The sequence below is a fragment of the Gluconacetobacter asukensis genome, assembly GCF_014174375.1.
GTDB classification, from domain to species: Bacteria; Pseudomonadota; Alphaproteobacteria; order Acetobacterales; family Acetobacteraceae; genus Gluconacetobacter; species Gluconacetobacter asukensis.
In genome coordinates this window covers 1-18,991 of sequence record NZ_JABEQE010000019.1, presented here as the reverse complement: position 1 = coordinate 18,991, position 18,991 = coordinate 1, and the positions used below count along the sequence as shown (strand labels likewise).

The 18,991-nt window shown below is 64.4% G+C and carries 24 protein-coding genes and 1 tRNA gene; 11 read left to right on the top strand and 14 right to left on the bottom strand.

Features of this window, described 5'->3' with window-relative positions; translation table 11 throughout:
* Positions 1–62: 62 nt before the first annotated feature.
* A complete protein-coding gene (locus tag HLH35_RS16590; protein WP_182949944.1) occupies positions 63–401 on the bottom strand; it encodes a P-II family nitrogen regulator in 339 nt (112 codons plus the stop codon).
* 221 nt (positions 402–622) lie between these two features.
* Between HLH35_RS16590 and HLH35_RS16585 the strand changes: the two genes are divergently transcribed.
* From HLH35_RS16585 to HLH35_RS16570, 4 genes are all read left to right on the top strand, one after another.
* Entirely contained in the window at positions 623–1,795 is a 1,173-nt protein-coding gene (locus HLH35_RS16585; RefSeq protein ID WP_182980204.1) for an aminotransferase, read from the top strand.
* A gap of 96 nt (positions 1,796–1,891) precedes the next feature.
* Positions 1,892–1,967, top strand: a tRNA-His gene (locus HLH35_RS16580).
* A 179-nt stretch (positions 1,968–2,146) separates the two neighbouring features.
* Positions 2,147–2,554 carry a type II toxin-antitoxin system RelE/ParE family toxin gene (locus HLH35_RS16575; protein WP_246385174.1) on the top strand — a complete coding sequence of 136 codons (408 nt, stop codon included), beginning with the start codon at positions 2,147–2,149 and terminating at the stop codon, positions 2,552–2,554.
* Between the two features lie 5 nt (positions 2,555–2,559).
* Positions 2,560–2,883, top strand: coding sequence for a helix-turn-helix domain-containing protein (locus tag HLH35_RS16570; protein ID WP_182980203.1), 324 nt, complete (start codon positions 2,560–2,562; stop codon positions 2,881–2,883).
* Between the two features lie 190 nt (positions 2,884–3,073).
* Here the strand turns inward: HLH35_RS16570 and HLH35_RS16565 are convergent, their stop codons facing one another.
* Both HLH35_RS16565 and HLH35_RS16560 read right to left on the bottom strand, forming a co-directional pair.
* Positions 3,074–3,949 (bottom strand): NAD(P)H-binding protein, encoded by an 876-nt coding sequence (locus tag HLH35_RS16565; RefSeq protein WP_182980202.1) that lies wholly within the window; start codon positions 3,947–3,949, stop codon positions 3,074–3,076.
* Positions 3,946–5,289 carry a hypothetical protein gene (locus HLH35_RS16560; protein WP_182980201.1) on the bottom strand — a complete coding sequence of 448 codons (1,344 nt, stop codon included), beginning with the start codon at positions 5,287–5,289 and terminating at the stop codon, positions 3,946–3,948. The genes HLH35_RS16565 and HLH35_RS16560 overlap by 4 nt, the downstream gene beginning before the upstream one ends.
* A 215-nt stretch (positions 5,290–5,504) precedes the next feature.
* On the opposite strand from HLH35_RS16560, the gene rplM reads away from it, so the two are divergent.
* From rplM to HLH35_RS16535, 5 genes are all read left to right on the top strand, one after another.
* Positions 5,505–5,987, top strand: coding sequence for a 50S ribosomal protein L13 (gene rplM, locus HLH35_RS16555; protein WP_182966751.1), 483 nt, complete (start codon positions 5,505–5,507; stop codon positions 5,985–5,987).
* 4 nt (positions 5,988–5,991) lie between these two features.
* Positions 5,992–6,492: a 30S ribosomal protein S9 gene (gene rpsI, locus HLH35_RS16550; protein WP_182949950.1), complete on the top strand. Its 501-nt coding sequence runs from the start codon at positions 5,992–5,994 to the stop codon at positions 6,490–6,492.
* Between the two features lie 217 nt (positions 6,493–6,709).
* Positions 6,710–7,933: an MFS transporter gene (locus tag HLH35_RS16545; RefSeq protein WP_182980200.1), complete on the top strand. Its 1,224-nt coding sequence runs from the start codon at positions 6,710–6,712 to the stop codon at positions 7,931–7,933.
* A gap of 254 nt (positions 7,934–8,187) precedes the next feature.
* The gene (locus HLH35_RS16540; protein ID WP_182980199.1) at positions 8,188–8,466 is read left to right on the top strand and encodes a CopG family ribbon-helix-helix protein; all 279 of its coding nucleotides are present in this window, start codon (positions 8,188–8,190) and stop codon (positions 8,464–8,466) included.
* Complete coding sequence (locus tag HLH35_RS16535) at positions 8,467–8,751, top strand: type II toxin-antitoxin system RelE/ParE family toxin (protein WP_182980198.1); 285 nt, start codon at positions 8,467–8,469, stop codon at positions 8,749–8,751.
* A 133-nt stretch (positions 8,752–8,884) separates the two neighbouring features.
* Here HLH35_RS16535 and HLH35_RS16530 read toward each other — a convergent pair whose 3' ends face one another.
* Complete coding sequence (locus HLH35_RS16530) at positions 8,885–9,391, bottom strand: lipocalin-like domain-containing protein (RefSeq protein ID WP_182980197.1); 507 nt, start codon at positions 9,389–9,391, stop codon at positions 8,885–8,887.
* 22 nt (positions 9,392–9,413) lie between these two features.
* Positions 9,414–10,373 (bottom strand): quinone oxidoreductase family protein, encoded by a 960-nt coding sequence (locus HLH35_RS16525; protein WP_182980196.1) that lies wholly within the window; start codon positions 10,371–10,373, stop codon positions 9,414–9,416.
* Between the two features lie 17 nt (positions 10,374–10,390).
* Between HLH35_RS16525 and HLH35_RS16520 the strand changes: the two genes are divergently transcribed.
* On the top strand, positions 10,391–11,356 hold the full coding sequence (locus HLH35_RS16520; protein WP_246385178.1) for a LysR substrate-binding domain-containing protein: 966 nt from the start codon (positions 10,391–10,393) through the stop codon (positions 11,354–11,356).
* Between the two features lie 19 nt (positions 11,357–11,375).
* Here HLH35_RS16520 and HLH35_RS16515 read toward each other — a convergent pair whose 3' ends face one another.
* The 4 genes from HLH35_RS16515 to HLH35_RS16500 all read right to left on the bottom strand — a co-directional run bounded on the left by HLH35_RS16515 (position 11,376) and on the right by HLH35_RS16500 (position 14,016).
* Positions 11,376–12,263: an aminotransferase class I/II-fold pyridoxal phosphate-dependent enzyme gene (locus HLH35_RS16515; RefSeq protein WP_182980195.1), complete on the bottom strand. Its 888-nt coding sequence runs from the start codon at positions 12,261–12,263 to the stop codon at positions 11,376–11,378.
* A 446-nt stretch (positions 12,264–12,709) separates the two neighbouring features.
* On the bottom strand, positions 12,710–12,976 hold the full coding sequence (locus HLH35_RS16510) for a 2OG-Fe(II) oxygenase (RefSeq protein WP_246385173.1): 267 nt from the start codon (positions 12,974–12,976) through the stop codon (positions 12,710–12,712).
* Positions 12,966–13,574 (bottom strand): FMN-dependent NADH-azoreductase, encoded by a 609-nt coding sequence (locus HLH35_RS16505; RefSeq protein ID WP_182980193.1) that lies wholly within the window; start codon positions 13,572–13,574, stop codon positions 12,966–12,968. Before HLH35_RS16505 ends, HLH35_RS16510 begins: the two co-directional genes overlap by 11 nt.
* Before the next feature lie 4 nt (positions 13,575–13,578).
* Complete coding sequence (locus HLH35_RS16500) at positions 13,579–14,016, bottom strand: nuclear transport factor 2 family protein (RefSeq protein ID WP_182980192.1); 438 nt, start codon at positions 14,014–14,016, stop codon at positions 13,579–13,581.
* Between the two features lie 115 nt (positions 14,017–14,131).
* On the opposite strand from HLH35_RS16500, the gene HLH35_RS16495 reads away from it, so the two are divergent.
* The gene (locus HLH35_RS16495; protein WP_182980191.1) at positions 14,132–14,527 is read left to right on the top strand and encodes a winged helix-turn-helix transcriptional regulator; all 396 of its coding nucleotides are present in this window, start codon (positions 14,132–14,134) and stop codon (positions 14,525–14,527) included.
* Positions 14,528–14,564: 37 nt separating this feature from the next.
* Here the strand turns inward: HLH35_RS16495 and HLH35_RS16490 are convergent, their stop codons facing one another.
* The 5 genes from HLH35_RS16490 to ada form a co-directional block, all read right to left on the bottom strand.
* Positions 14,565–15,860: an arsenic transporter gene (locus HLH35_RS16490; protein WP_275944256.1), complete on the bottom strand. Its 1,296-nt coding sequence runs from the start codon at positions 15,858–15,860 to the stop codon at positions 14,565–14,567.
* Complete coding sequence (arsC, locus tag HLH35_RS16485) at positions 15,860–16,282, bottom strand: arsenate reductase (glutaredoxin) (protein WP_182980190.1); 423 nt, start codon at positions 16,280–16,282, stop codon at positions 15,860–15,862. Before arsC ends, HLH35_RS16490 begins: the two co-directional genes overlap by 1 nt.
* Positions 16,279–16,632 carry an ArsR/SmtB family transcription factor gene (locus tag HLH35_RS16480; RefSeq protein WP_182980189.1) on the bottom strand — a complete coding sequence of 118 codons (354 nt, stop codon included), beginning with the start codon at positions 16,630–16,632 and terminating at the stop codon, positions 16,279–16,281. The genes arsC and HLH35_RS16480 overlap by 4 nt, the downstream gene beginning before the upstream one ends.
* Positions 16,633–16,847: 215 nt before the next feature.
* Entirely contained in the window at positions 16,848–17,552 is a 705-nt protein-coding gene (locus HLH35_RS16475) for a 2OG-Fe(II) oxygenase (protein ID WP_182980188.1), read from the bottom strand.
* Positions 17,552–18,739, bottom strand: coding sequence for a bifunctional DNA-binding transcriptional regulator/O6-methylguanine-DNA methyltransferase Ada (gene ada, locus HLH35_RS16470; RefSeq protein WP_408870135.1), 1,188 nt, complete (start codon positions 18,737–18,739; stop codon positions 17,552–17,554). Before ada ends, HLH35_RS16475 begins: the two co-directional genes overlap by 1 nt.
* Positions 18,740–18,991 lie beyond the last annotated feature (252 nt).

Here is an 18,991-nt window from a genome sequence, read left to right as displayed (position 1 = left end):
TGACGGGGCCCGCCATCGTCCGCCGGCCGGCGCCGGGCAGAGACGGGATGGGTGGCCGGGGGTCAGACGGCATCGTCGCCGCGTTCCCCGGTGCGGATTCGGATCACGTCCTCGACCGGCATGATGAAGATCTTGCCATCGCCGATGCGCCCGGTGCGGGCGGCAGCCACGATCGTCTCGACCGCGCGATCGACCATGTCGTCGGCGCAGACGATCTCCAGCTTCACCTTGGGCAGGAAATCCACGATGTATTCGGCGCCGCGATACAGCTCGGTATGGCCCTTCTGGCGGCCGAAACCCTTGGCTTCGGTCACCGTGATGCCCATCAGGCCGATTTCGTGCAGCGCGTCCTTCACTTCATCCAGCTTGAACGGCTTGATGATGGCCTCGATCTTCTTCATGCCCGCGTCGCCACATGCTGGGGCGGTGCCGGGGGCCGGGACCGCACTGTGCCTGGGCGGACCGGTCCGTTCGGCGCGCAAATCGCCTGGCCGGCCGCCCGCGATACCGTGGCACGGGTCGCGCCCACAGGCAATCGGAGCGGATTGCAAAATGCCGGGATTTTCCGCACATCTGCGCGCGGCCGGCCGCAAGGCAGCCCCGCTGCCAGGAAAGAGCGATCATGAAACCGTTGAACAGCATGCTGTCCGGCCTGCCGACGACCATCTTCACCGTGATGTCCGCCCTGGCGGCGCGGCATGATGCGATCAATCTGGGCCAGGGCTTCCCCGATACCGAAGGCCCGGCCGACCTGATCGAGGCCGCCGCCGCCGCCCTGCGCGACGGCCGCAACCAGTACCCGCCCCTGACCGGCGTGCCCGAACTGCGCGAGGCCGTGGCCCGCTCGAACGCCCGATTCTACGATCTCGCGATCGACCCGGCGAGCGAGGTGATCGTCACCTCCGGCGCCACCGAGGCCCTGGCGTCCTCGCTGATGGCCCTGCTCGATCCGGGCGACGAAATCGTGGTGCTGGAACCGCTCTACGACACTTACGTGCCGATGATCCGCGCGCTGGGCGCAATCCCCCGCCCGGTGCGCCTCACGCCCCCCGACTGGTCGCTGCCCCGCGCGGAGCTGGAGGCGGCCTTCGGGCCGCGCACCAAGGCGATCCTGCTCAATTCGCCGATGAACCCCACCGGCAAGGTCTTCACCCCGGACGAACTTGCGATCATCGCCGAGCTGGTGGCCCGGCACGATGTCTATGCGATCTGCGACGAGGTCTACGAACATCTCACCTTCGGCGCCCGCCACGTGCCGCTGATGACCCTGCCCGACATGCGCCCGCGCTGCGTGCGCATTGGCAGCGCGGGCAAGAGCTTCTCGCTGACCGGGTGGAAGGTCGGCTACATCACTGCTCCGGCCGCGATCGCCGGCTGCATCGCCAAGGCCCACCAGCTCCTCACCTTCACCACGCCCCCCAACCTGCAACGCGCCGTCGCCATGGGGCTGGACAAGGACACCGCGTATTTCGCCACCCTCGCGTCCGACATGCGGGCGAAGCGCGACCTGCTGTCCAACGGGCTGCGCGGCGTGGGGTTCGACGTCCTGCCCTGCGACGGCAGCTATTTCGTGGTGGCCGATATCCGCCCCACGGGCTTCGCGGGCGACGACGTGGCCTTCTGCCGCGCCATGACCGAACATTGCCGCGTAACCGCCATCCCGGTCTCGGCCTTCTACAGCACCGAGAACGCGCCGAACCATCTGGTGCGATTCGCCTTCTGCAAGCGCGAAGAGGTGCTGACCGAGGCCGTGTCGCGCCTGCGCGCCGGGCTGGCGGATCTGCGCGCCGCATAACCCCTCTGCGGCGGGGAGGGGATTTTTTCGTGCCTTCGTGCATGCTGGACGATTGACGGGGCGGAACCAGTTCTCTACATGACAGCCCGCTGTGTGGCGGACGTAGCTCAGTTGGTAGAGCGCCGGTTTGTGGTACCGGTGGTCGCGGGTTCGAGTCCCGTCGTTCGCCCCAGCGATTTCCCGCCATTGAAAATGACTCGCTTGGCTGCCACCGATGTCGTGGCCCTGTAGCTATGCGTCATATGCCTGGCGTCACACCCGTCATGACAGCGGAAGGTGTTGGCGGGCAGAACAGGGCACACCGGACCACAAGCGCGCCCTACAGCCCTTCCAGCACCTGCCGGTCGATGAATGGTTCAGGCACACGCGGAAGCTTCTGACGGCATTGCCGTATATGCGGGTATGCCGTATATGTGGAAACCCATGCACTCGGTCATCGAAACTCCGATCTTCACCCGGCGCGCCGATGCGCTCCTCACCACGGAAGAGCGGGCAGAACTGATCCGGATGCTGGCAGAGAACCCGCGAGTGGGCGACCTGATTCCCGGGTTGGGAGGCATCCGCAAGATGCGCTTTGCCGGGTCAGGGCGAGGAAAGCGGGGTGGCTATCGCGTCATCTGGTATGTCGCCAGCGAGCGGATGCCGGTCATGGCGCTGTTGCTCTACGGGAAGAACGAGCAGGCGGACCTGACGCCTGAACAGAAGAAATCCCTGGCAGCGATGGCCGAGCAGTTGAAGCGAATGGATAGAGGGGGGTGAGTGATATGGCAGATGTGACGAATATCGCAGACGAGCTGATCGCCTCCATGGGGCAGGCTGTCGAGATCGTGGCTGGGCGTATGGAGCCCGGTCGCGTATGGACGCCGCCAGAGATCGACGTTGCGGCCATTCGGGCACGGACAGGCCTGAGCCAGGCGCGATTTGCTGCCCGGTATGGCTTCACGACCGGGGCTGTTCGTGATTGGGAACAGAAGCGACGCCAGCCCGAGAAGGCGGCCAGGACGCTGTTGCTCCTGATCGACAGGGAGCCGAAGGCCGTGGCTCGGGTTTTGGAGGCTGTTTCAAAAGCCCCGCTGGCGGCGGCCTGACGGTGGTTTCCTGCGCTTCGCGGCGGGCAGCCATCAATGAGGATTGAGCCTTCTGACGGCATTTCTACCTGAGATTAGCTTGCCAGTTCGGTAGCCGATGGTCGCGGGTTCGAGGCCCGTCGTTCGCCCCAGCGGCTTCCCGAGCAAGGCTTTTTAAAGCAGACTCGGAAACACACTCAGCAAGACAAGATCAGCTCCTGAACAGCCGGCTCAACCCTTCTTCCAGCCCGATCGGCACCACTCCCAGTTCCCGTTCCATCGGCGCGATCTCGAACGCCTTGTCCTCCAGAAGCCGCCGGATTTCCGCCGTGCCCACGGACGGCAGGCCCGGCACCATCCGCGTGACCCAGGCGGCCGCCATCATCGCCGCCGCCGGCACCGGCAGCACCGGCCGCGGGCGCAGGCCCGACAGGCGCACCACCATGGCGGCAAAATCCCGATAGGACAGCGCGGTCCCGCCCGCGATCACCAGCGCATGCGGCCCGTCCCACGGCCGGGCCAAGGCGGCCAGCACGCTGCGCGTCACGTCGTCCTGATGGATCGGCTGCACCAGCGCGTGCCCGCCGCCGGGCAGGGGCGTGAGCGGCAGCCGGCGCAGCAATGCCGCCAGCCGGCGGACATTGTTCTCGCCCTGCGCGCCATAGATCATGGTGGGGTGCAGGATCACCCCGTTCCGCCCCGATTCCCTCAGCGCGGCCTCGCCGGCCAGCACGCCATTGCCATGCGCGTCGGGCCAGCGGGTGAATTTGCGCGTGCTGCCCAGGCAGACCAGCGTGGCCCCCTCCGGCATCGCCGCCAGCAGGGCCGGCACATGCCGCGCATGCGCGGTGCTGGCCACCCGTGTCGCCCCGGCCAATGCCCGGCGCAGCGCCTCCGGCGGCCCGGTCAGGTCGGCCAGCACGGGCGCGCCCGGCAGGCCGGTGGCCGCCCAGCGCGTGGCGTCGCGCACCACGGGGATGACGGGCACGCCCTGGCCCAGCAGGGCCCGACACAGCGCCAGCCCCGACCGGCCGGAGGCGCCGATGACATGGACCGGCCCATCGCCGGGGGCGGGGGAATGGGTCACGGCGTGCTGATCGACAGGCCCAGCATGCCGGCCGTCGACGGGTCGCCGGCCATCGACAGCGCCACGCCCAGCATCAGCACGCTGATCGGCCGGGGCGGCCGCAGCATCACGCGCAGCCGCTGGTCGGGCTGCACCAGGAAATGGCCCAGCGCCTGCATCGACGGGTCGGGCGACGCCGCCAGCGCGGCCTGCACCTGCTGGCGATAGGGTTCGGCGTCCACCTGCCGCGCACGGGCCAGCCCGTCCAGCACATGGCCGGCCAGCGAGCGGTCCTGCCAGTCGATGGTGGCGGAGACGATCCGTGCGGTCTCGGGCAGGTTGGCCGGGTCATCGACCGGGATCTGGTCCAGATCGGCCATGATGGTCATGTGGCCCATCTCCGGCGCATCGATATCCAGCGGATGCAGGGTCATCGTCCCGGCCTGGCGCTGGATGGTGCTGACGGCATGGATGCGGCCGGCAAAATGGTCATAGCCGATCACCCGCAGCAGCGACTGGTCCTGCGGCGGGGTGGGCCAGGCCGTCAGGTCGGTGATCGTGGTCTCCAGCTCGTCCTGGCTGGCGCTCGCCTCCTGCTCGGCCTCCAGATGCCCGATGCGCAGCAGCGGGCTGGCGGTATCGATGGTCAGCGCCGACACGTCGAACCGGCGGCGCCCGACCGTATGGATCAGATGCCCCGATTGCAGCAGGCTGGCGATCTGCCCGGCAAAATCCGGCCCGTCGATGCGCAGATGGCCGATCCCGATCCGGCGCGTCGGCGTCAGGCGGATCTGCACGGCCAGCGTATCCACATCCAGGTGCGAGGTCCGGCCCAGCCCGTAATCGCGGATGGTGGCGTGGGCAACGGTCAGGTCGGTCTGCCCGGCCGGCACGGCCACATGCAGGTCCGTCAGCTGCGCCGAATCCAGCGTCAGTGAGTCCAGGCGCGGCGGGGTGGGGGCGCGGAACAGGTCGGGGCCGGTATTGGGCAGCACCAGCCCCTTCAGCACCAGCGACGCGATCGAGGCCGTGGCCCCCGGCTCCATGATCTGCACCTGCCGCAGCGTCAGGGTGCCGATATGCTGGCCATCGATCGTGTTGCCGGTCACCCGGCCCACGATCGCTTCCGAGGCCGTCAGGGTCAGCGCCGGGTTGCGATAGGTCACGGCCGTCAGCCGCGCTCCGCGCGCCAGGATGCGCGGGGCGGCCGTGGCATAGGTGAAGCTGGCACCCGGCCCGATCGCCGCCCGCAGGTCGGCAATGGCTGATTCCATTTGGCTCTGGGCCAGATGCCGCAGGCCCAACCCTCCCACGACCACGATGATCAGCAGCAGGATAAGGGCGGAAGTCAGCTTTTTCACGTATGGGTTACCCGTCTATGGCCGGTGCGACAGCTATAACATTCCCATGGGGATGGGCAATCTCCGCATGAAGGCCGGAATGTGGTATGTGGATACCACCCGGCTAGTTCCCCGAAAAATCGGCGCAAAACCCGTTTTTGGCTTGACGCGATGGCCGCCTGCGCGGATAACGCGCCACCCGTTACCGCTCCTATCATCAGACGGAACACAAACAGATGAAGACCACCCTCTCGCTGAAGCCCGCAGAGGTGACGCGAGACTGGATCCTGATCGACGCCGAAGGCCTCGTTCTGGGACGTCTCGCCGCCATTATCGCCCAGCGCCTGCGCGGCAAGCATAAGCCGCAGTTCACCCCGCACGTCGATTGCGGCGACAACATCGTCGTGATCAACGCCGAGAAGATCAGCCTGACCGGCAACAAGGTCGGCCAGAAGCTGTTCCACTACCACACCGGCTATCCGGGTGGCATCAAGCAGCGCACCATCACCCAGCGGCTGGAGGGCAAGAACCCCGGCCATGTGGTGGAGAAGGCGGTCGAGCGCATGATCACCCGCGGCCCGCTGCAGCGCGCGCAGATGAAGCACCTGTATGTCTATGCAGGCGCCGAGCATCCGCACGCCGGCCAGCAGCCCAAGACGCTCGACGTCGCGGCGCTGAACCGCAAGAACACCATCAACACCCAGAAGATCGGGGCCTGACACCATGTCCGAAACCCAAGAGCGTACAGGCACGCTGGCCGACCTGAAGGGTGCCGTCGCGACTGGCCAGGTCGTCTCCACGCAGGACGCCCCGGTCTACGAAGCCAAGCGCGATGCGCAGGGCCGCTCCTACGCCACCGGCCGCCGCAAGGACGCGGTTGCCCGCGTGTGGATCAAGCCGGGCAAGGGCGACATCACCGTCAACGGCCGTCCGGTCGGGACCTATTTCGCCCGTCCGGTGCTGCGGATGCTGATCACCCAGCCGTTCCTGGTGGCCGACCGCTACAACCAGTTCGACGTCTACTGCACGGTCACGGGCGGCGGTCTGTCCGGCCAGGCCGGCGCGGTCCGTCACGGCATCAGCCGCGCGCTGACGCATTACGAGCCCACGCTGCGCGGCATCCTGAAGGCCGCCGGCTTCCTGACCCGCGACTCGCGCGTTGTCGAGCGCAAGAAGTACGGCCGCGCCAAGGCTCGCCGTTCCTTCCAGTTCAGCAAGCGCTGATTGCCCTTCTGGCCGGCGGCGCGGCAACGCGCCCCGGCAGGCGGACATCAAACGGGGGATATCCGGCCCTTGCGGCCGGGTATCCCCCGTTTTTTTATGCCCGTACCGTCTGCCGGCATGGCAGCTTTCGCCGCGCGGGCGGTAGCCGGTTCGTCCGCCACGCGGTTACGATGATCTTTCAACGCCCTGTCGCATGACACGACCCGCGAGATCATCCATGCTGCGCATCCCCCGCGTCTTCCGGTCGCTGCGAAACGTCAATTACCGGATCTGGGCCGTCGGCGCCTTCGTCTCCAATGTCGGCACCTGGGTGCAGCGCACGGCGCAGGACTGGCTGGTCCTGACCGAGCTGACGCATCATGACGCCTCCGCCGTCGGGCTGGTCATGGCCCTTCAGTTCGGGCCGCAGATGCTCCTGCTGCCCTGGACGGGCTTCGCCGCCGATCATTTCAACCAGCGCCGGCTCCTCATGGTCACCCAGGCGGCGATGGGCATCCTCGCCCTGGCGCTGGGCGCGCTGACGGTCAGCGGCATCGTCCAGCTCTGGCACGTCTATGTCTTCGCCTTCCTGTTCGGCTGCGCCGCCGCGTTCGACGCGCCGGTCCGCCAGACCTTCGTGGCCGAACTGGTGGGGGAGAGGGACCTGCACAATGCCGTGGCGCTCAACTCCACCTCGTTCAACGCCGCCCGCCTGATCGGCCCTGCCGTGTCGGGGCTGGTGATCGCCGCAACCGGCACCGGCTGGGCCTTCCTGATCAACGGGGCCTCCTTCGTGGGGGTCCTGATTTCCCTGGCTACGCTGCGCGTCGCCGCCCTGCGCCCGAATGCCCGCGCCCACCGCAGGAAGGGCAATTTCATCGCGGGGTTCCGCTATGCGTGGGGCCGCCCGGACCTCCGCGCGATCCTGGTCATGCTGTTCCTGATCGGCACATTCGGCCTCAACTTCCCGATCTTCATCTCCACCATGGCCGTCACCGTCTTTCATGCCGGTGCCCGGGGCTATGGTGTCCTGTCCTCCATCATGGCGCTGGGCTCGATGGCGGGCGCCTTTCTCGGCGCCGTCCGCACGGCGCCGCGTTTCGAGTCTCTGCTGACCGGCGCCGGCGTCTTCGGGCTCGGCTGCGCGCTGGCCGCCATCGCGCCGGGCTACTGGTCCTTCGCCGCCGCCCTCGTCATCATCGGCGTGGCGGCGCTGACCGTCACCAACACGAGCAACAGCCTGGTGCAGCTTTCCACCCCGCCCGAAATGCGCGGCCGGGTCATGGCGCTGCGCGTCGGCGTGGTCCTCGGCGGCACACCGATCGGGGCGCCGATCGTCGGCTGGGTCGCCAACAGTTTCGGCCCGCGCTGGGCGCTGGCCGTCGGCGCGGCGGCCGGGCTGGCCTCGGCACTCGTCGCCCTGCTCACCCTGCCACGGCGCGAAACGCGCGCGCCATCCTGAGCGGGCATCCGGTTTTCAAAACCTGCCGCGCATTCAGGGGGCGGGGAGTGCCGGTCGCTGCTTGATGGACATCTATACGTTGCTGACACACGTAACCTCGATAACGAAGGCTATCCCATTGATGGCCCGATGCGCAGCATCGGGACGACCGGACGTTCCTGATTTCCTCCTTCCCAGCGTGTCCGCCCATAGTTCTGTGGCGTTTCGCATGCTGATTGACTATGATTGGATTCGATTAAAACCGGAGGACCTCCATGGGACAAGCACCGGAGACCCGCGTGATCACCGCGCATGTGCCAGCCGCGCTCGCCGAGCAGGTCGATCAGATCGCCCACCGGCTCGAACGCTCGCGGGGCTGGATCGTCAAACAGGCGCTAAGCGCCTATCTGGCGCAGGAAGAAGAACGCGACCGCCTGACCCGTGAAGCCCTCGCGGACGTGGATGCCGGGCGTGTCATCGACCACAGCGCCATGCGGGCCTGGGCCGACAGCCTCTCCACGGACCGGCCTTTGCCCTTGCCCATCGTACGATAAATGGACATCCGATGGGCAGGCAAAGCGGCGGGTGACGTCACGCGCCTGCATGATTTTCTTACCCTTTATAATCCGGCGGTGGCGGCGCGAAACGTGCAGGCCCTCATCGCCGCTCCCGAACGTCTGATCGCCTTCCCACGGATCGGCGAAAGCCTGGCGCAATACGATCACCGAGAGGTCCGGCGTCTCCTGATCGGCGACTATGAAGTGCGTTATGAAATCGCCGGGGACAGCATTTACATTCTCCGTATCTGGCACAGCCGCGAGCAACGTCAGGACGACTGAAACCCGTCTTTCATGCGACGGTCTGTCATCCTGTTCCATATGATTTGCGCGGGCTTTTTTGTGCCCCTAATCCGGAAGATTAGGGCAATTTGATTCAGGCAAAGATTGAGATGGGCGTATTCGCGCGTAACGCTTAATTTCCCAGCCGCCGCCACTCCGAAATTGCCGCAGTTCCATCGCCTGTGGATGAAGCAGGCACCTGGTAACTGAGTCGATCACCTTCCAACATATAGTCCCGCACCTGCCGCTTTCCTTCCCAATTCGGGAATACCGCACGCTCGACGTCAAAAATGATATGATGATGCACCGTGTCGAGCATGACATGTCCGTAATGCACGCTGTTACGCATCATCGCGTCGCGAAACTCGGCCTCCGTTCCGGTCGCCTTGTTGCCTGATACGAAGTTCATGCCAGGAACACGGTAGATTTCGATGACATAGCGCCCCGCACCGTCGACCATCATGCGACCTTGCGGGTGCTCGCCGAAACCGTGAACCCGGTGTCCGTCAGCATAAAGGGTGTCGGCGGCAGTTAGCTCCCAAGTGCCGGTGAGTGATGGCATGGGCGTGGCTAGCGCACTTCCGGGCAACAGAGACATAGCCAGCAGAACGGCCGAACGACAATGCAGATGCGTTTTCATTCCAAGAATCCTCCAAAAGAAGTTAGTTCGCGATACGCAGCAGAGTTTTGCCGCTGGTCCGCCGCGCTTCGAGGTCGCGATGAGCCTGCGCCGCGTCCGCAAGCGAGTATTTGTGGGTGATCAGGGGGCGCAGGCTACCGTTGCGAACCCATCCGAACAGGCGATCCACTCGTTCCTGCAAATCGTTCGCCGTGGGAATGAAATCGCCGATCAGAGGGCGCGTCAGAGTGAGCGAGCCGTGCCGCGCCAACAGCATCGGATCGACGGGCGCGACCTTGCCGCTGGCATGGCCGTATAATACAATTGTGCCGCGACGGCGCAGCGATGCCAGGCTCGCCGCCCATGTCGCCTGTCCGACAGAATCATAAACGACGTCCACGCCGTCCGGGTACACGCCTCGTACCGCCGCAGCGACGTCCTCGTGATCGTAACGAACGATTTGACGCGCCCCGGCATCACGGGCCAGAGCAGCCTTCGCGTCCGACGATACAGTCCCGATCACCGCCACGCCCTTCGCGGCCAGCAATTGTGTCAATAACAGCCCGACGCCACCTGCGGCTGCATGCACGAGCGCCACATCTCCTGCCCGCGCGCAATAGCTGTCCTCGATTAGATAATGTGCGGTTATGCCCTGCAACAGAAGTGCGGCCGCCACATCGTCCGAAATGTCGTCCGGCACTGCGACAAGCCGGTGATCGGGCACGACGGCCAATTCCGCGTAGGCACCAGGGTATCCGGCCCAGGCCACTCGCGTTCCGACGGAAAACCGTGCCGAGCGTTCGATCGCGCCGAAACCTTCCGAGCCTGGTATGAAGGGCAATTGCACCTTCGTCACGCCGCTCCGCTGATAGATCTCCGTGTAATTGAGTCCCGCGTAATACAAGCGGACGAGCGACTGTCCCTCACCCGGTTCCGGAGGCGATACATCTTCGAGAATGAGCGCGTCCGGACCGCCAAATTCATGAACCCGAATGGCACGCATGGAAGTCCTCCGTGTTGATGGAACCGATTCCTACCGCCTATGAACAGTTTCGAATAACGCGTTATTCCGAATTGCCGATGAAGGAAATACGAACGATGGCGCGCATCAATCTTGATATGGACGTGCTGCGTACTTTCGTCACCGCCCAGGATCTGGGCGGCTTCAACCGTGCTGCTGTCCATCTCGGTCGTTCGCAATCCGCTATCAGCCAGCAGATGCGCAAGCTGGAAGATCAGACCGGCCAACCAGTCTTCAAACGCGAGGGACGCGGCACCATCCTGACCGGGCAGGGCGAGCGCCTGCTATCCTATGCGCGGCGAATCCTGGAGCTGAACGACGAAACGCTGGAAGCAGTGAACGGCTTTTCCATTTCGGGCAGCGTACGCTTCGGCCTGCCCGGGGATTTTTCGGAATCCTGGCTGCCGGCGCTTCTGGGCATCTTCAAGCGCGCCCACCCCGGCGTGTTGATCGAAGTCTTTGTCGAGCGCAATGGGCTGCTGTTCGAGCAACTGGATCAGGGAGCCTTGGATTTCGTGCTGGCCTTCGGCGGCGGTGGTCGGCCGGATGCCTTACCGCTTGCAATCCTTCCGACGGTCTGGATCGGTCCCTCTCCTGATATAATTCTGGCGTTGACGCCAGAGGCGCCGATCGACCTCGCCCTCTACGGTCATCCATGCCGCTTTCGACGCACCGGACTGGAACTGCTCGACAAGGCGGGAACGCCATGGCGCGTGACTTTTACCAGTCGCAGCCTTCAAGGCTTATGGGCCGCGACAGGTGCGGGATTGGGATTGACCTTCCGTACTCCAGTCGGACTTCCCAATCATTTATCCGTCCTACCGGATCGACCTGGGCTGCCTCGTGGGCCCGGGATTGAAGTTTGCCTGCATGATGGTTGCCGCCCCTTGTCTCCTGCTCGAAAGGAGTTCCGAGACGCCGTCATGGAAACCACACAGGAACATCTACGCCCTATCCGTCTCTGATCGAGGTGACGGCCTTTATTCAGAGACTCATGACCGCAGAGAGAGCATGACGGAAACCCGCCATGTCGTTAGCTGATCCAACGGTAATACGTGATCGCGTCGGCCATATCGGCCAGCTTCGCCCGACCATAATCCCTTGCTGTGCCATCGCAGCCACGAATTCAGCGCCGGGCCGCCTGACATCAAGGAGGAAACAGTTCGAGTCTGACGGAATATAGTCGACACCATGGTCGCGCAAAAACGCGAACGTCTCGTCCCGTGCCAACATATTGGCCTCTTTCCTGCCGGGAACGAGAGCGTTCTGCTGTAAGCTCGCCGTTCCGGCCACCACCGCGTTCATCGACAGGAAGAGTGGACTATCGGGGAATCCATAGGGCAGTAATCGCTCGATGAGATCTGGACGCCCGATCGTGAAGCCCAGCCGCATCCCCGCCATTCCGTATATTTTTGAGAATGTGCGTAACACTATAATATCATGTCCCTGTTCAACTAACGGAATGCAGGACTCTGCGTCGGAAAACTCGATATAAGCCTCGTCGACCAAAACAACGGCATCGCGTGGCTTGTGCTTCAACAGCCATACGATATCCTCGTACGGCGTCAGAGTACCCGTTGGATTGTTGGGATTGCAGATAAAATAGAGACCTGCATGCGGATTGGCCGCGCGCATCGACTTCACATCGTGCGCATAGTCTTGTGTGAGAGGAACCTTATGGACCGGCGCCCTCGTCAGAGGCGCGGATTGGAAGATAAGTTCCCATGAGGGATCGGCCATGACCAACCCTCGCATAGGTCCGGTAAATGCCACGATCGCGCGAAAGGCCGGGTCACTTGATCCGCTCCATGCCTTGATGAAATATGGAGCAATGCCGTAACGTTTCGACGCAGCTTGTCCCAGCAGCGACAATTCATCTCCATGCGGCCAATAATGCTGGAGATGAGGCGTGATGGCGTCTGATACCCGGATGGCTTCGCTGCATGGTCCAGTAGGGCTGGTGTTTTGACTGAGTATCACAGCATATCGCCCCGACGACTGCTGTACACCAGATTCCTTTGCTTGGACGCCAGTTATCAGTCGGGTGGCAAGCAAGGACGTTGCCACTGTCGCCATCCTACCGAGACGCCGACGCGTCGATAAAAACGGACCTGATGCCATCATAGTCTCCACACACATACCGGGAGACTCTGTCATGAAATAATGGAGAAAAATAATTCGTTATGCTGAACGGTCTTTATTTGTTTTCCTGAATATTATAATTTTCCATGCAAAAATCATGCGGTTCGTCCTTCGTCGACCAATTGCCGGCAAGGCACAAATGCCGCCCTAATAGCGAAATCTGGATGGTCAGCGAGTCATGCCAAAAGGGATTGCGAGAGCACGAATTCGCCCCCGGTAAAATCCACCTCCGGTCGTGACAGCAGGATCGCGAGCTGGATCGGGAAGACCTGCGCACCGTACAAATCCTGATGCAGGCAGTTATAATCCTCCGGCCCGCGCTGCGCGCTGGCCGTCGGCGCGGCGGCGGGGCTGGCCTCGGCACTCGTCGCCCTGCCACGGCACGAAACGCGCGCGCCATCCTGAGCCCGCGCGCCCGGTTTCAGACCATCGCTACAGCGCAAGCGCCCCGACAGAATCCTTTGCCTTCCGCACCGCATCGGGCGCCAGGGCCGGAATGTTCATGCCCTCGACCCGAACAACCTGCACATCCGCGATGCCGATAAAGCCCAGGATCTGACGCAGATACGGCTCGACGAAATCCCACGGTCGCCACGGCCCCTCCGTAAAGACGCCACCGGACGCGATGACCAGGATCGCCTTCCTCCCCTTCGCCAGACCATCGACACCATCCGGGCCATATCGAAACGTCCGGCCCGGCCGCACGACCAGGTCGATCCAGGCCTTGAGCGCCGATGGAATGCCAAAATTCCACATGGGCGTCGCGATCACCAGCAGATCGGACGCCAGAAGCTCGTCGGTTAATCGGTCGGACAGGCGGGCATACTCTTCCAACCGTGCCGCTTCCGCCGGGTCCGGCGTCGCAATGGCCCGCAGCGTGGTCCCATCCAGATGCGGCAGATGCGCGGCCGCCAGATCCCGCCGCACCAGCCGCGCCGACGGATAAAGATCGCCAAGCCGGGCCGCGAGCGCATCGACAACCGCCCGGCTGGCCGATTCCTGCCCCCTCGGGCTGATCTCGACCATGAGAACCTGCTTCATGGCCTCACGCCCCCCGCTTCGCCGTCAGGGCGGTCCAGGCCGCGAGCGAGTCCATATAATCGCGCCAATGCACGATCTTGCGGTTCTCGATCCTGATGATCGAGCAGAACCGGTTGTCATATTGCACGCCGCTCGCAAGGATCGTGCCGTGGACTTCATATTCCACAATAAGGACGGCGCCGTCATCCGCCCTGTGTACCACCAGCCGGTCGGCGGAACGCAGCACGATGGCGCTGACATAGCCCTTGAAAGCCGCCATCAGGTCGGCCCGCCCCGTGATGACGCGCGGCCAGCCGGGCACGTCATAGAGCACTTCATAGATCGTCTCGTCGGTGACGACGTCAAAGAAATGCGCGCCATCGACCAGCGCGCCGAGCGCGTTGCGGACGAGATCGAAATAAGGGGCGGCACGTTGGTAGGCTGCGTAATCCCGATCTGGCATCTGGATCTCTCCACGGTTCGCGATATTGCTTACGGAACGAGAGTTCCATATAGAGCGTAAGCCTGTTCAGTATAAGAAGGCACTTTTACGTCAGTCACTTACGTCGAGGTAAGTTATGGGAAAACCAACCCGGACCAAACAGCTCGACCCGGCGGCCGTCTGCCGCAGCTCGGACCCGATGGCAGTCCGGGAACTGCTGACGAAGGTGGGCGACAAATGGACGATCTTCATCGTCCTGTCGCTCGACCTCCTGGGCGGCCGCGCCCGGTTTTCCGAGCTGGAACGCGCGGTCCCGGGCATCTCGCAACGGATGCTCTCCTCCACCCTCAAGACGCTCGAACGCGACGGAATGGTCACCCGCGAGCTCTTCCCCGAAGTCCCCCCGCGCGTCGAATACGAAATGACCGATCTCGGCCGAAGCCTGCTGCGCCCAACGCAGGGGCTGGTCGATTGGGTCAAGGAAAACTGGCAGCAGGTGCGGGACGCGCAATCACGATACGACGAACGATAACCCCGCGCCCGTCACGACGGTCAGCCGCTTGCACCGGTCACAGGTGGCCGATCCGGGGCAGCCACAAAGCCAGCGCCACAAGCGTGACCAGCAGCACGGGCGGCGTGATCGCCAGCCCCACTTTCATATACTGCCCCCATGTGACCCGATGCTTCTTGGACGCCAGCACATGCAGCCACAGCAGCGTGGCAAGACTGCCGATCGGCGTGAATTTGGGGCCGAGATCGCAGCCGATGACATTGGCATAGACCATCAGTTCGCGCGTCAGCGGCGTGATGTCCTGCGCCTGCTGGATCGCCAGCGCGCCCACCAGCACGCTCGGCATGTTGTTCATGACCGACGACAGAATGGCCGCCAGAAAGCCGGTGCCGATCGCGGCGGCAAAAATCCCCCGATGGCCAAGCCAGACCAGCGCCGCCGCCAGATGATCGGTCAGCCCGGCATTGCGCAGCCCATAAACCACCAGATACATGCCCAGCGAGAAGATCACGATCTGCCACGGGGCGCCACGCAGCACGCGGCCGACGGGTATGACCCGTCCATATCCCGCGACCAGCAGCAGCAGCCCGGCGGCCAGGCAGGCCACGATACAGACCGGGATATGGAACGGCGCCGTCAGGAAATAGGCCGCCAGAACCAGCGCCAGCAGCGGAAAAGCCGCCCGGAACACATGCCGGTCCCGAATGGCCGTGGCCGGCGCGGGCAGTTCGGCGACGGGATAGGCCGCCGGCACCTGCCGCCGGTACCATAGCCACAACATGCCAAGCGTCGCCCCCAGCGCCACCAGATCGACCGGGACCATGATCGCGGCATAGCGATCGAACGCGATGCCAAAGAAATTGGCGCTGACGATGTTCACCAGGTTGGAAATCACCAGCGGAAGGCTGGTCGTATCCGCGACAAAGCCGGTCGCGATGATAAAGGCCAGGGCCGCGCCATGGCTCAGGCGCAACTGCGTCAGGATGGCAATGACAATGGGCGTCAGCAGCAGCGCCGCGCCATCATTGGCAAACACGGCCGCAATCGCCGCCCCCAGCAGTACGATCAGCGGAAACAGCCTCCGGCCCCGCCCTTTGCCCCAGCGCACCACATGCAGGGCGGCCCAGTGGAAGAACCCAGCCTCGTCCAGCAACAGCGAGATGACGATCAGCGCAATGAAGGTAAAGGTTGCGTCCCAGACAATGTGCCAGACCACCGGAATATCGTGCCAGTGGATCACGCCTGCCGCCAGGGCAACAGTGGCACCGGCCATCGCACTCCAGCCGATGCCCAGCCCCCTCGGCTGCCAGATGACGAAAACCAGCGTGGCAATGAAAATGGCAAGGGCCAGCATCAGACGATCCGCTTTCCGGCTTCATCCACAATCTTCTCGCCATCCTCCTTGGCAAAGGCGCCCGTCTGCGGCGCGGGAAGAAGGTCCAGAACCTTCTCGGACGGGCGGCAGAGTGCCGCACCCAGCGGGGTGACGACGATGGGCCGGTTGATCAGGATCGGATGCGCCATCATGGCGTCGATCAGGTCATCATCCGTCACGGCCGGGTTATCGAGACCCAGTTCGTGAAAGGGCGTGCCCTTCTCCCGCAGGATCGCGCGCACCGGAACCCCCATGCGGCCGATCAGATCGACCAGTTCGGCCCGGCTCGGCGGCGTCTTCAGATATTCGATAATCCGGGGCTCCTCGCCACTGTTGCGGATCATCGCCAGCACATTGCGCGACGTGCCGCAGGCCGGATTGTGATAGATCGTGATGGTCATGTGCATGTCTCCAGAGTCGGGCAGCAGGCGGACAGGGTCGCGACCAGGGGCGCGCAGAGTTCGGGACTGCCCGCACAGCAATCCCTGACCAGGAAGAGCATCAGCTCCCGCAGGCGCGGCAGACACGCGCGATAGACGATCAGGCGGCTATGGCGCTGCGACGTCAGCAGCCCGGCACGGGTCAGGGCCGCAAGATGGGCCGAAACCGTGTTCTGCGGCACATCGAGATGCCGCGCGACATCCCCGGCCGGCAACCCGTCCGGCTCATGGCGCACCAGCAGGCGGAATATCTCCAGTCGCGTGGCTTGCGCCAGCGCGCTCAGGGCAAGCAGGGCCGATTCGGTATCCATATATCCTTATTCATGGATATATGGTGCCCCGTCAACGCCATTTCGCCCCTCAAAGCCTGACCGGAAATGTGGGCTGGCGAGCGAGAGCGGCCCGCAAGGGTCGCGTCCGGCGTGTGTTTCCGAGCATCGGAGCGGAGTGGCCTTGATGGCCATGAGCACCGAAGCACAGGAAATGCGCGTCGGATCGCCGCCAGCGCGCATTTCCGGTCAGGCTCTCACGCCGCATCATGGAAGATAACCCCCAGCGCATGCCGGCTCCCGCTCCGGATACGGCTGACCCCATGGCGCAGGGTCACGCGATAATCGCCACGCAGGCCCCTTCGGGGGCGTTGATTGACGGCAAACAGCACGCCGTCTCCCTGTTGGAGCGGCACGACCTCCACACGCGACTGCATGCGCGGCCGCTGCTCCGTCAGCACGAATTCGCCCCCGGTAAAATCCGCCTGCGGGCGTGACAGCAGGATCGCGAGCTGGATCGGGAAGACCTGCGCCCCGTACAGATCCTGATGCAGGCAATTATAATCCTCCGGCCCGTAACGGAGCAGCAGCGGAGTGGGCCGGGTCTGTCCAGCCGCATGGCAGCGGGCGAGGAAGGAGGGATGATCATCGGGAAAGCACGCAGCCTGCCCCATCCGTTCGCACCACCGGTTCGCAATCGGCGCCAGATAAGGATACAGCCCCGCCCGCATCTCCGCGACCAGCGGCGGCAGCGGGTAGGAGAAATAGCGATATTCCCCCCGCCCGAACCCATGCCGCGCCATGACGACCCGGCTGCGAAACCCGCTCCCGGCGTCATAAAACCCGGAGATGGACCGGCACTGCGCCGCATCCAGCAATCCGGGCAGCAGGGCCCAGCCATCCTCGTCCAGCCCCCGGGCCAGCCCGCTCCAGTCCAGTTCGGAAAACATGCCAGGACCCATCAGGATTTTTCCCGCGCCAGCAGGCTTTCCTTGCGCGCCACACCCCAGCGATATCCCGAAAGTGCGCCATCATGGCGAATGACGCGATGGCACGGTATGGCAACGGCCAGGGCATTGGCGCCGCAGGCATTCGCCACCGCACGCACCGCGGCGGGCGCACCGATCCGGCGCGCGATCTCGGTATAGGTCACGGTGCTGCCGGCAGGAATCTCCCGCAGGGCGTTCCACACGCGCTGCTGAAACACCGTGCCGCGAATATCCACCGGCAGCGCCAGGCCGATACGCGGCGCCTCGACAAACCCGACCACCTGCGCGACCAGATTCTCATAGTCACGATCCCCACCGACCAGCTCCGCACGCGGAAAACGATCCTGAAGATCGCGCACCAGCCCATCCGGATCATCCCCCAGAAGAATGGCGACAATCCCCCGGTCGCTCGACGCCACCAGGATTGCCCCCAGCGAACAATCGCCGACGGCAAAGCGCAGCCGCTCGGCCTGTGCCCCCGCGCGCAGCGATCGCGGCTTCATGCCCAGCAGCCCGTCGGCCTTTTCATAAAAGCGGCTGCTGGACCCATATCCGGCGGCATAGATCGCCTCCGTCACACTCGGCGCGGCGCGCAGGGCCTCGCGCAGGCGCCCGCTGCGGCAGGCCTCGGCATATTGGCGCGGCGAAAGCCCGGTCGCCTTCGTGAAGACACGCTGAAAATGGCCCGGGCTCAGCCCGATTGCCGCCGCCAGCGCGGCCAGCGTCGGCGGCGCATCGCTGGCCTCGATCAGACGGCACGCCCGGACGATGCGCGCATCACGCCCGGCCCCGGATGACGCCGCATCCGGGTCGCAGCGCCGGCAGGGGCGGGCGCCCGCCGCCCGGGCCCCCGCGATCGTGTCGTGAATCCGCGTATTCTCCGGCCGCGCCAGCCGGGAAGGGCAGGAGGGCCGGCAATAGACATGCGTGCTGGTCACGGAATACCAGAACAGGCCATCCGCACTCCTGTCCCGATCGACGATCCTGCTCCAGCGCGGATCGCACTCGGTGCGCCCGGCCTCCGTCGCCATGATGTGTCCCCCGCAATACCGGCCGCCGCGCGCAGACGGTGAAGAGGTCGCATCATATCGATTATCCGCCCCCACCGGGGCAGCGATCATGCAGCCGGCCGACCCGGCATGGAAGAGAGGGTGCGACATGGCCGCCTCCGATCAGTTGCGATGCCCCCGACCGTATCCGCACCCCCGACGCCGCACACTCCGAACCATGCGATCAAATTCGCGGGGCCCGTCAACAAATGGGGTCAAGGGGCCGACTGGCCCCTTGCGGGTCGAGGGCAGCGCCCCATAGGCGCGAAGTTAATATTTTCTGAGGTCTTGAGCTTGTGAGCTTCGCTTTCTGACGGGTTGTGCCTGTCTTCGTCGAAAGCGCTGGATGACGTCATGTCTGTC

What these genes read in the sequence shown, in the direction of transcription:
- HLH35_RS16590 (WP_182949944.1), bottom strand. Translation starts at nt 401, where the DNA reads ATGAAGAAGATCGAGGCCATCATCAAGCCGTTCAAGCTGGATGAAGTG.
- HLH35_RS16585 (WP_182980204.1), top strand. Translation starts at nt 623, where the DNA reads ATGAAACCGTTGAACAGCATGCTGTCCGGCCTGCCGACGACCATCTTC.
- HLH35_RS16575 (WP_246385174.1), top strand. Translation starts at nt 2,147, where the DNA reads ATGGTTCAGGCACACGCGGAAGCTTCTGACGGCATTGCCGTATATGCG.
- HLH35_RS16570 (WP_182980203.1), top strand. Translation starts at nt 2,560, where the DNA reads ATGGCAGATGTGACGAATATCGCAGACGAGCTGATCGCCTCCATGGGG.
- rplM (WP_182966751.1), top strand. Translation starts at nt 5,505, where the DNA reads ATGAAGACCACCCTCTCGCTGAAGCCCGCAGAGGTGACGCGAGACTGG.
- rpsI (WP_182949950.1), top strand. Translation starts at nt 5,992, where the DNA reads ATGTCCGAAACCCAAGAGCGTACAGGCACGCTGGCCGACCTGAAGGGT.
- HLH35_RS16545 (WP_182980200.1), top strand. Translation starts at nt 6,710, where the DNA reads ATGCTGCGCATCCCCCGCGTCTTCCGGTCGCTGCGAAACGTCAATTAC.
- HLH35_RS16540 (WP_182980199.1), top strand. Translation starts at nt 8,188, where the DNA reads ATGGGACAAGCACCGGAGACCCGCGTGATCACCGCGCATGTGCCAGCC.
- HLH35_RS16535 (WP_182980198.1), top strand. Translation starts at nt 8,467, where the DNA reads ATGGACATCCGATGGGCAGGCAAAGCGGCGGGTGACGTCACGCGCCTG.
- HLH35_RS16530 (WP_182980197.1), bottom strand. Translation starts at nt 9,391, where the DNA reads ATGAAAACGCATCTGCATTGTCGTTCGGCCGTTCTGCTGGCTATGTCT.
- HLH35_RS16525 (WP_182980196.1), bottom strand. Translation starts at nt 10,373, where the DNA reads ATGCGTGCCATTCGGGTTCATGAATTTGGCGGTCCGGACGCGCTCATT.
- HLH35_RS16520 (WP_246385178.1), top strand. Translation starts at nt 10,391, where the DNA reads ATGGAACCGATTCCTACCGCCTATGAACAGTTTCGAATAACGCGTTAT.
- HLH35_RS16505 (WP_182980193.1), bottom strand. Translation starts at nt 13,574, where the DNA reads ATGAAGCAGGTTCTCATGGTCGAGATCAGCCCGAGGGGGCAGGAATCG.
- HLH35_RS16500 (WP_182980192.1), bottom strand. Translation starts at nt 14,016, where the DNA reads ATGCCAGATCGGGATTACGCAGCCTACCAACGTGCCGCCCCTTATTTC.
- HLH35_RS16495 (WP_182980191.1), top strand. Translation starts at nt 14,132, where the DNA reads ATGGGAAAACCAACCCGGACCAAACAGCTCGACCCGGCGGCCGTCTGC.
- HLH35_RS16490 (WP_275944256.1), bottom strand. Translation starts at nt 15,860, where the DNA reads ATGCTGGCCCTTGCCATTTTCATTGCCACGCTGGTTTTCGTCATCTGG.
- arsC (WP_182980190.1), bottom strand. Translation starts at nt 16,282, where the DNA reads ATGACCATCACGATCTATCACAATCCGGCCTGCGGCACGTCGCGCAAT.
- HLH35_RS16480 (WP_182980189.1), bottom strand. Translation starts at nt 16,632, where the DNA reads ATGGATACCGAATCGGCCCTGCTTGCCCTGAGCGCGCTGGCGCAAGCC.
- HLH35_RS16475 (WP_182980188.1), bottom strand. Translation starts at nt 17,552, where the DNA reads ATGGGTCCTGGCATGTTTTCCGAACTGGACTGGAGCGGGCTGGCCCGG.
- ada (WP_408870135.1), bottom strand. Translation starts at nt 18,739, where the DNA reads ATGTCGCACCCTCTCTTCCATGCCGGGTCGGCCGGCTGCATGATCGCT.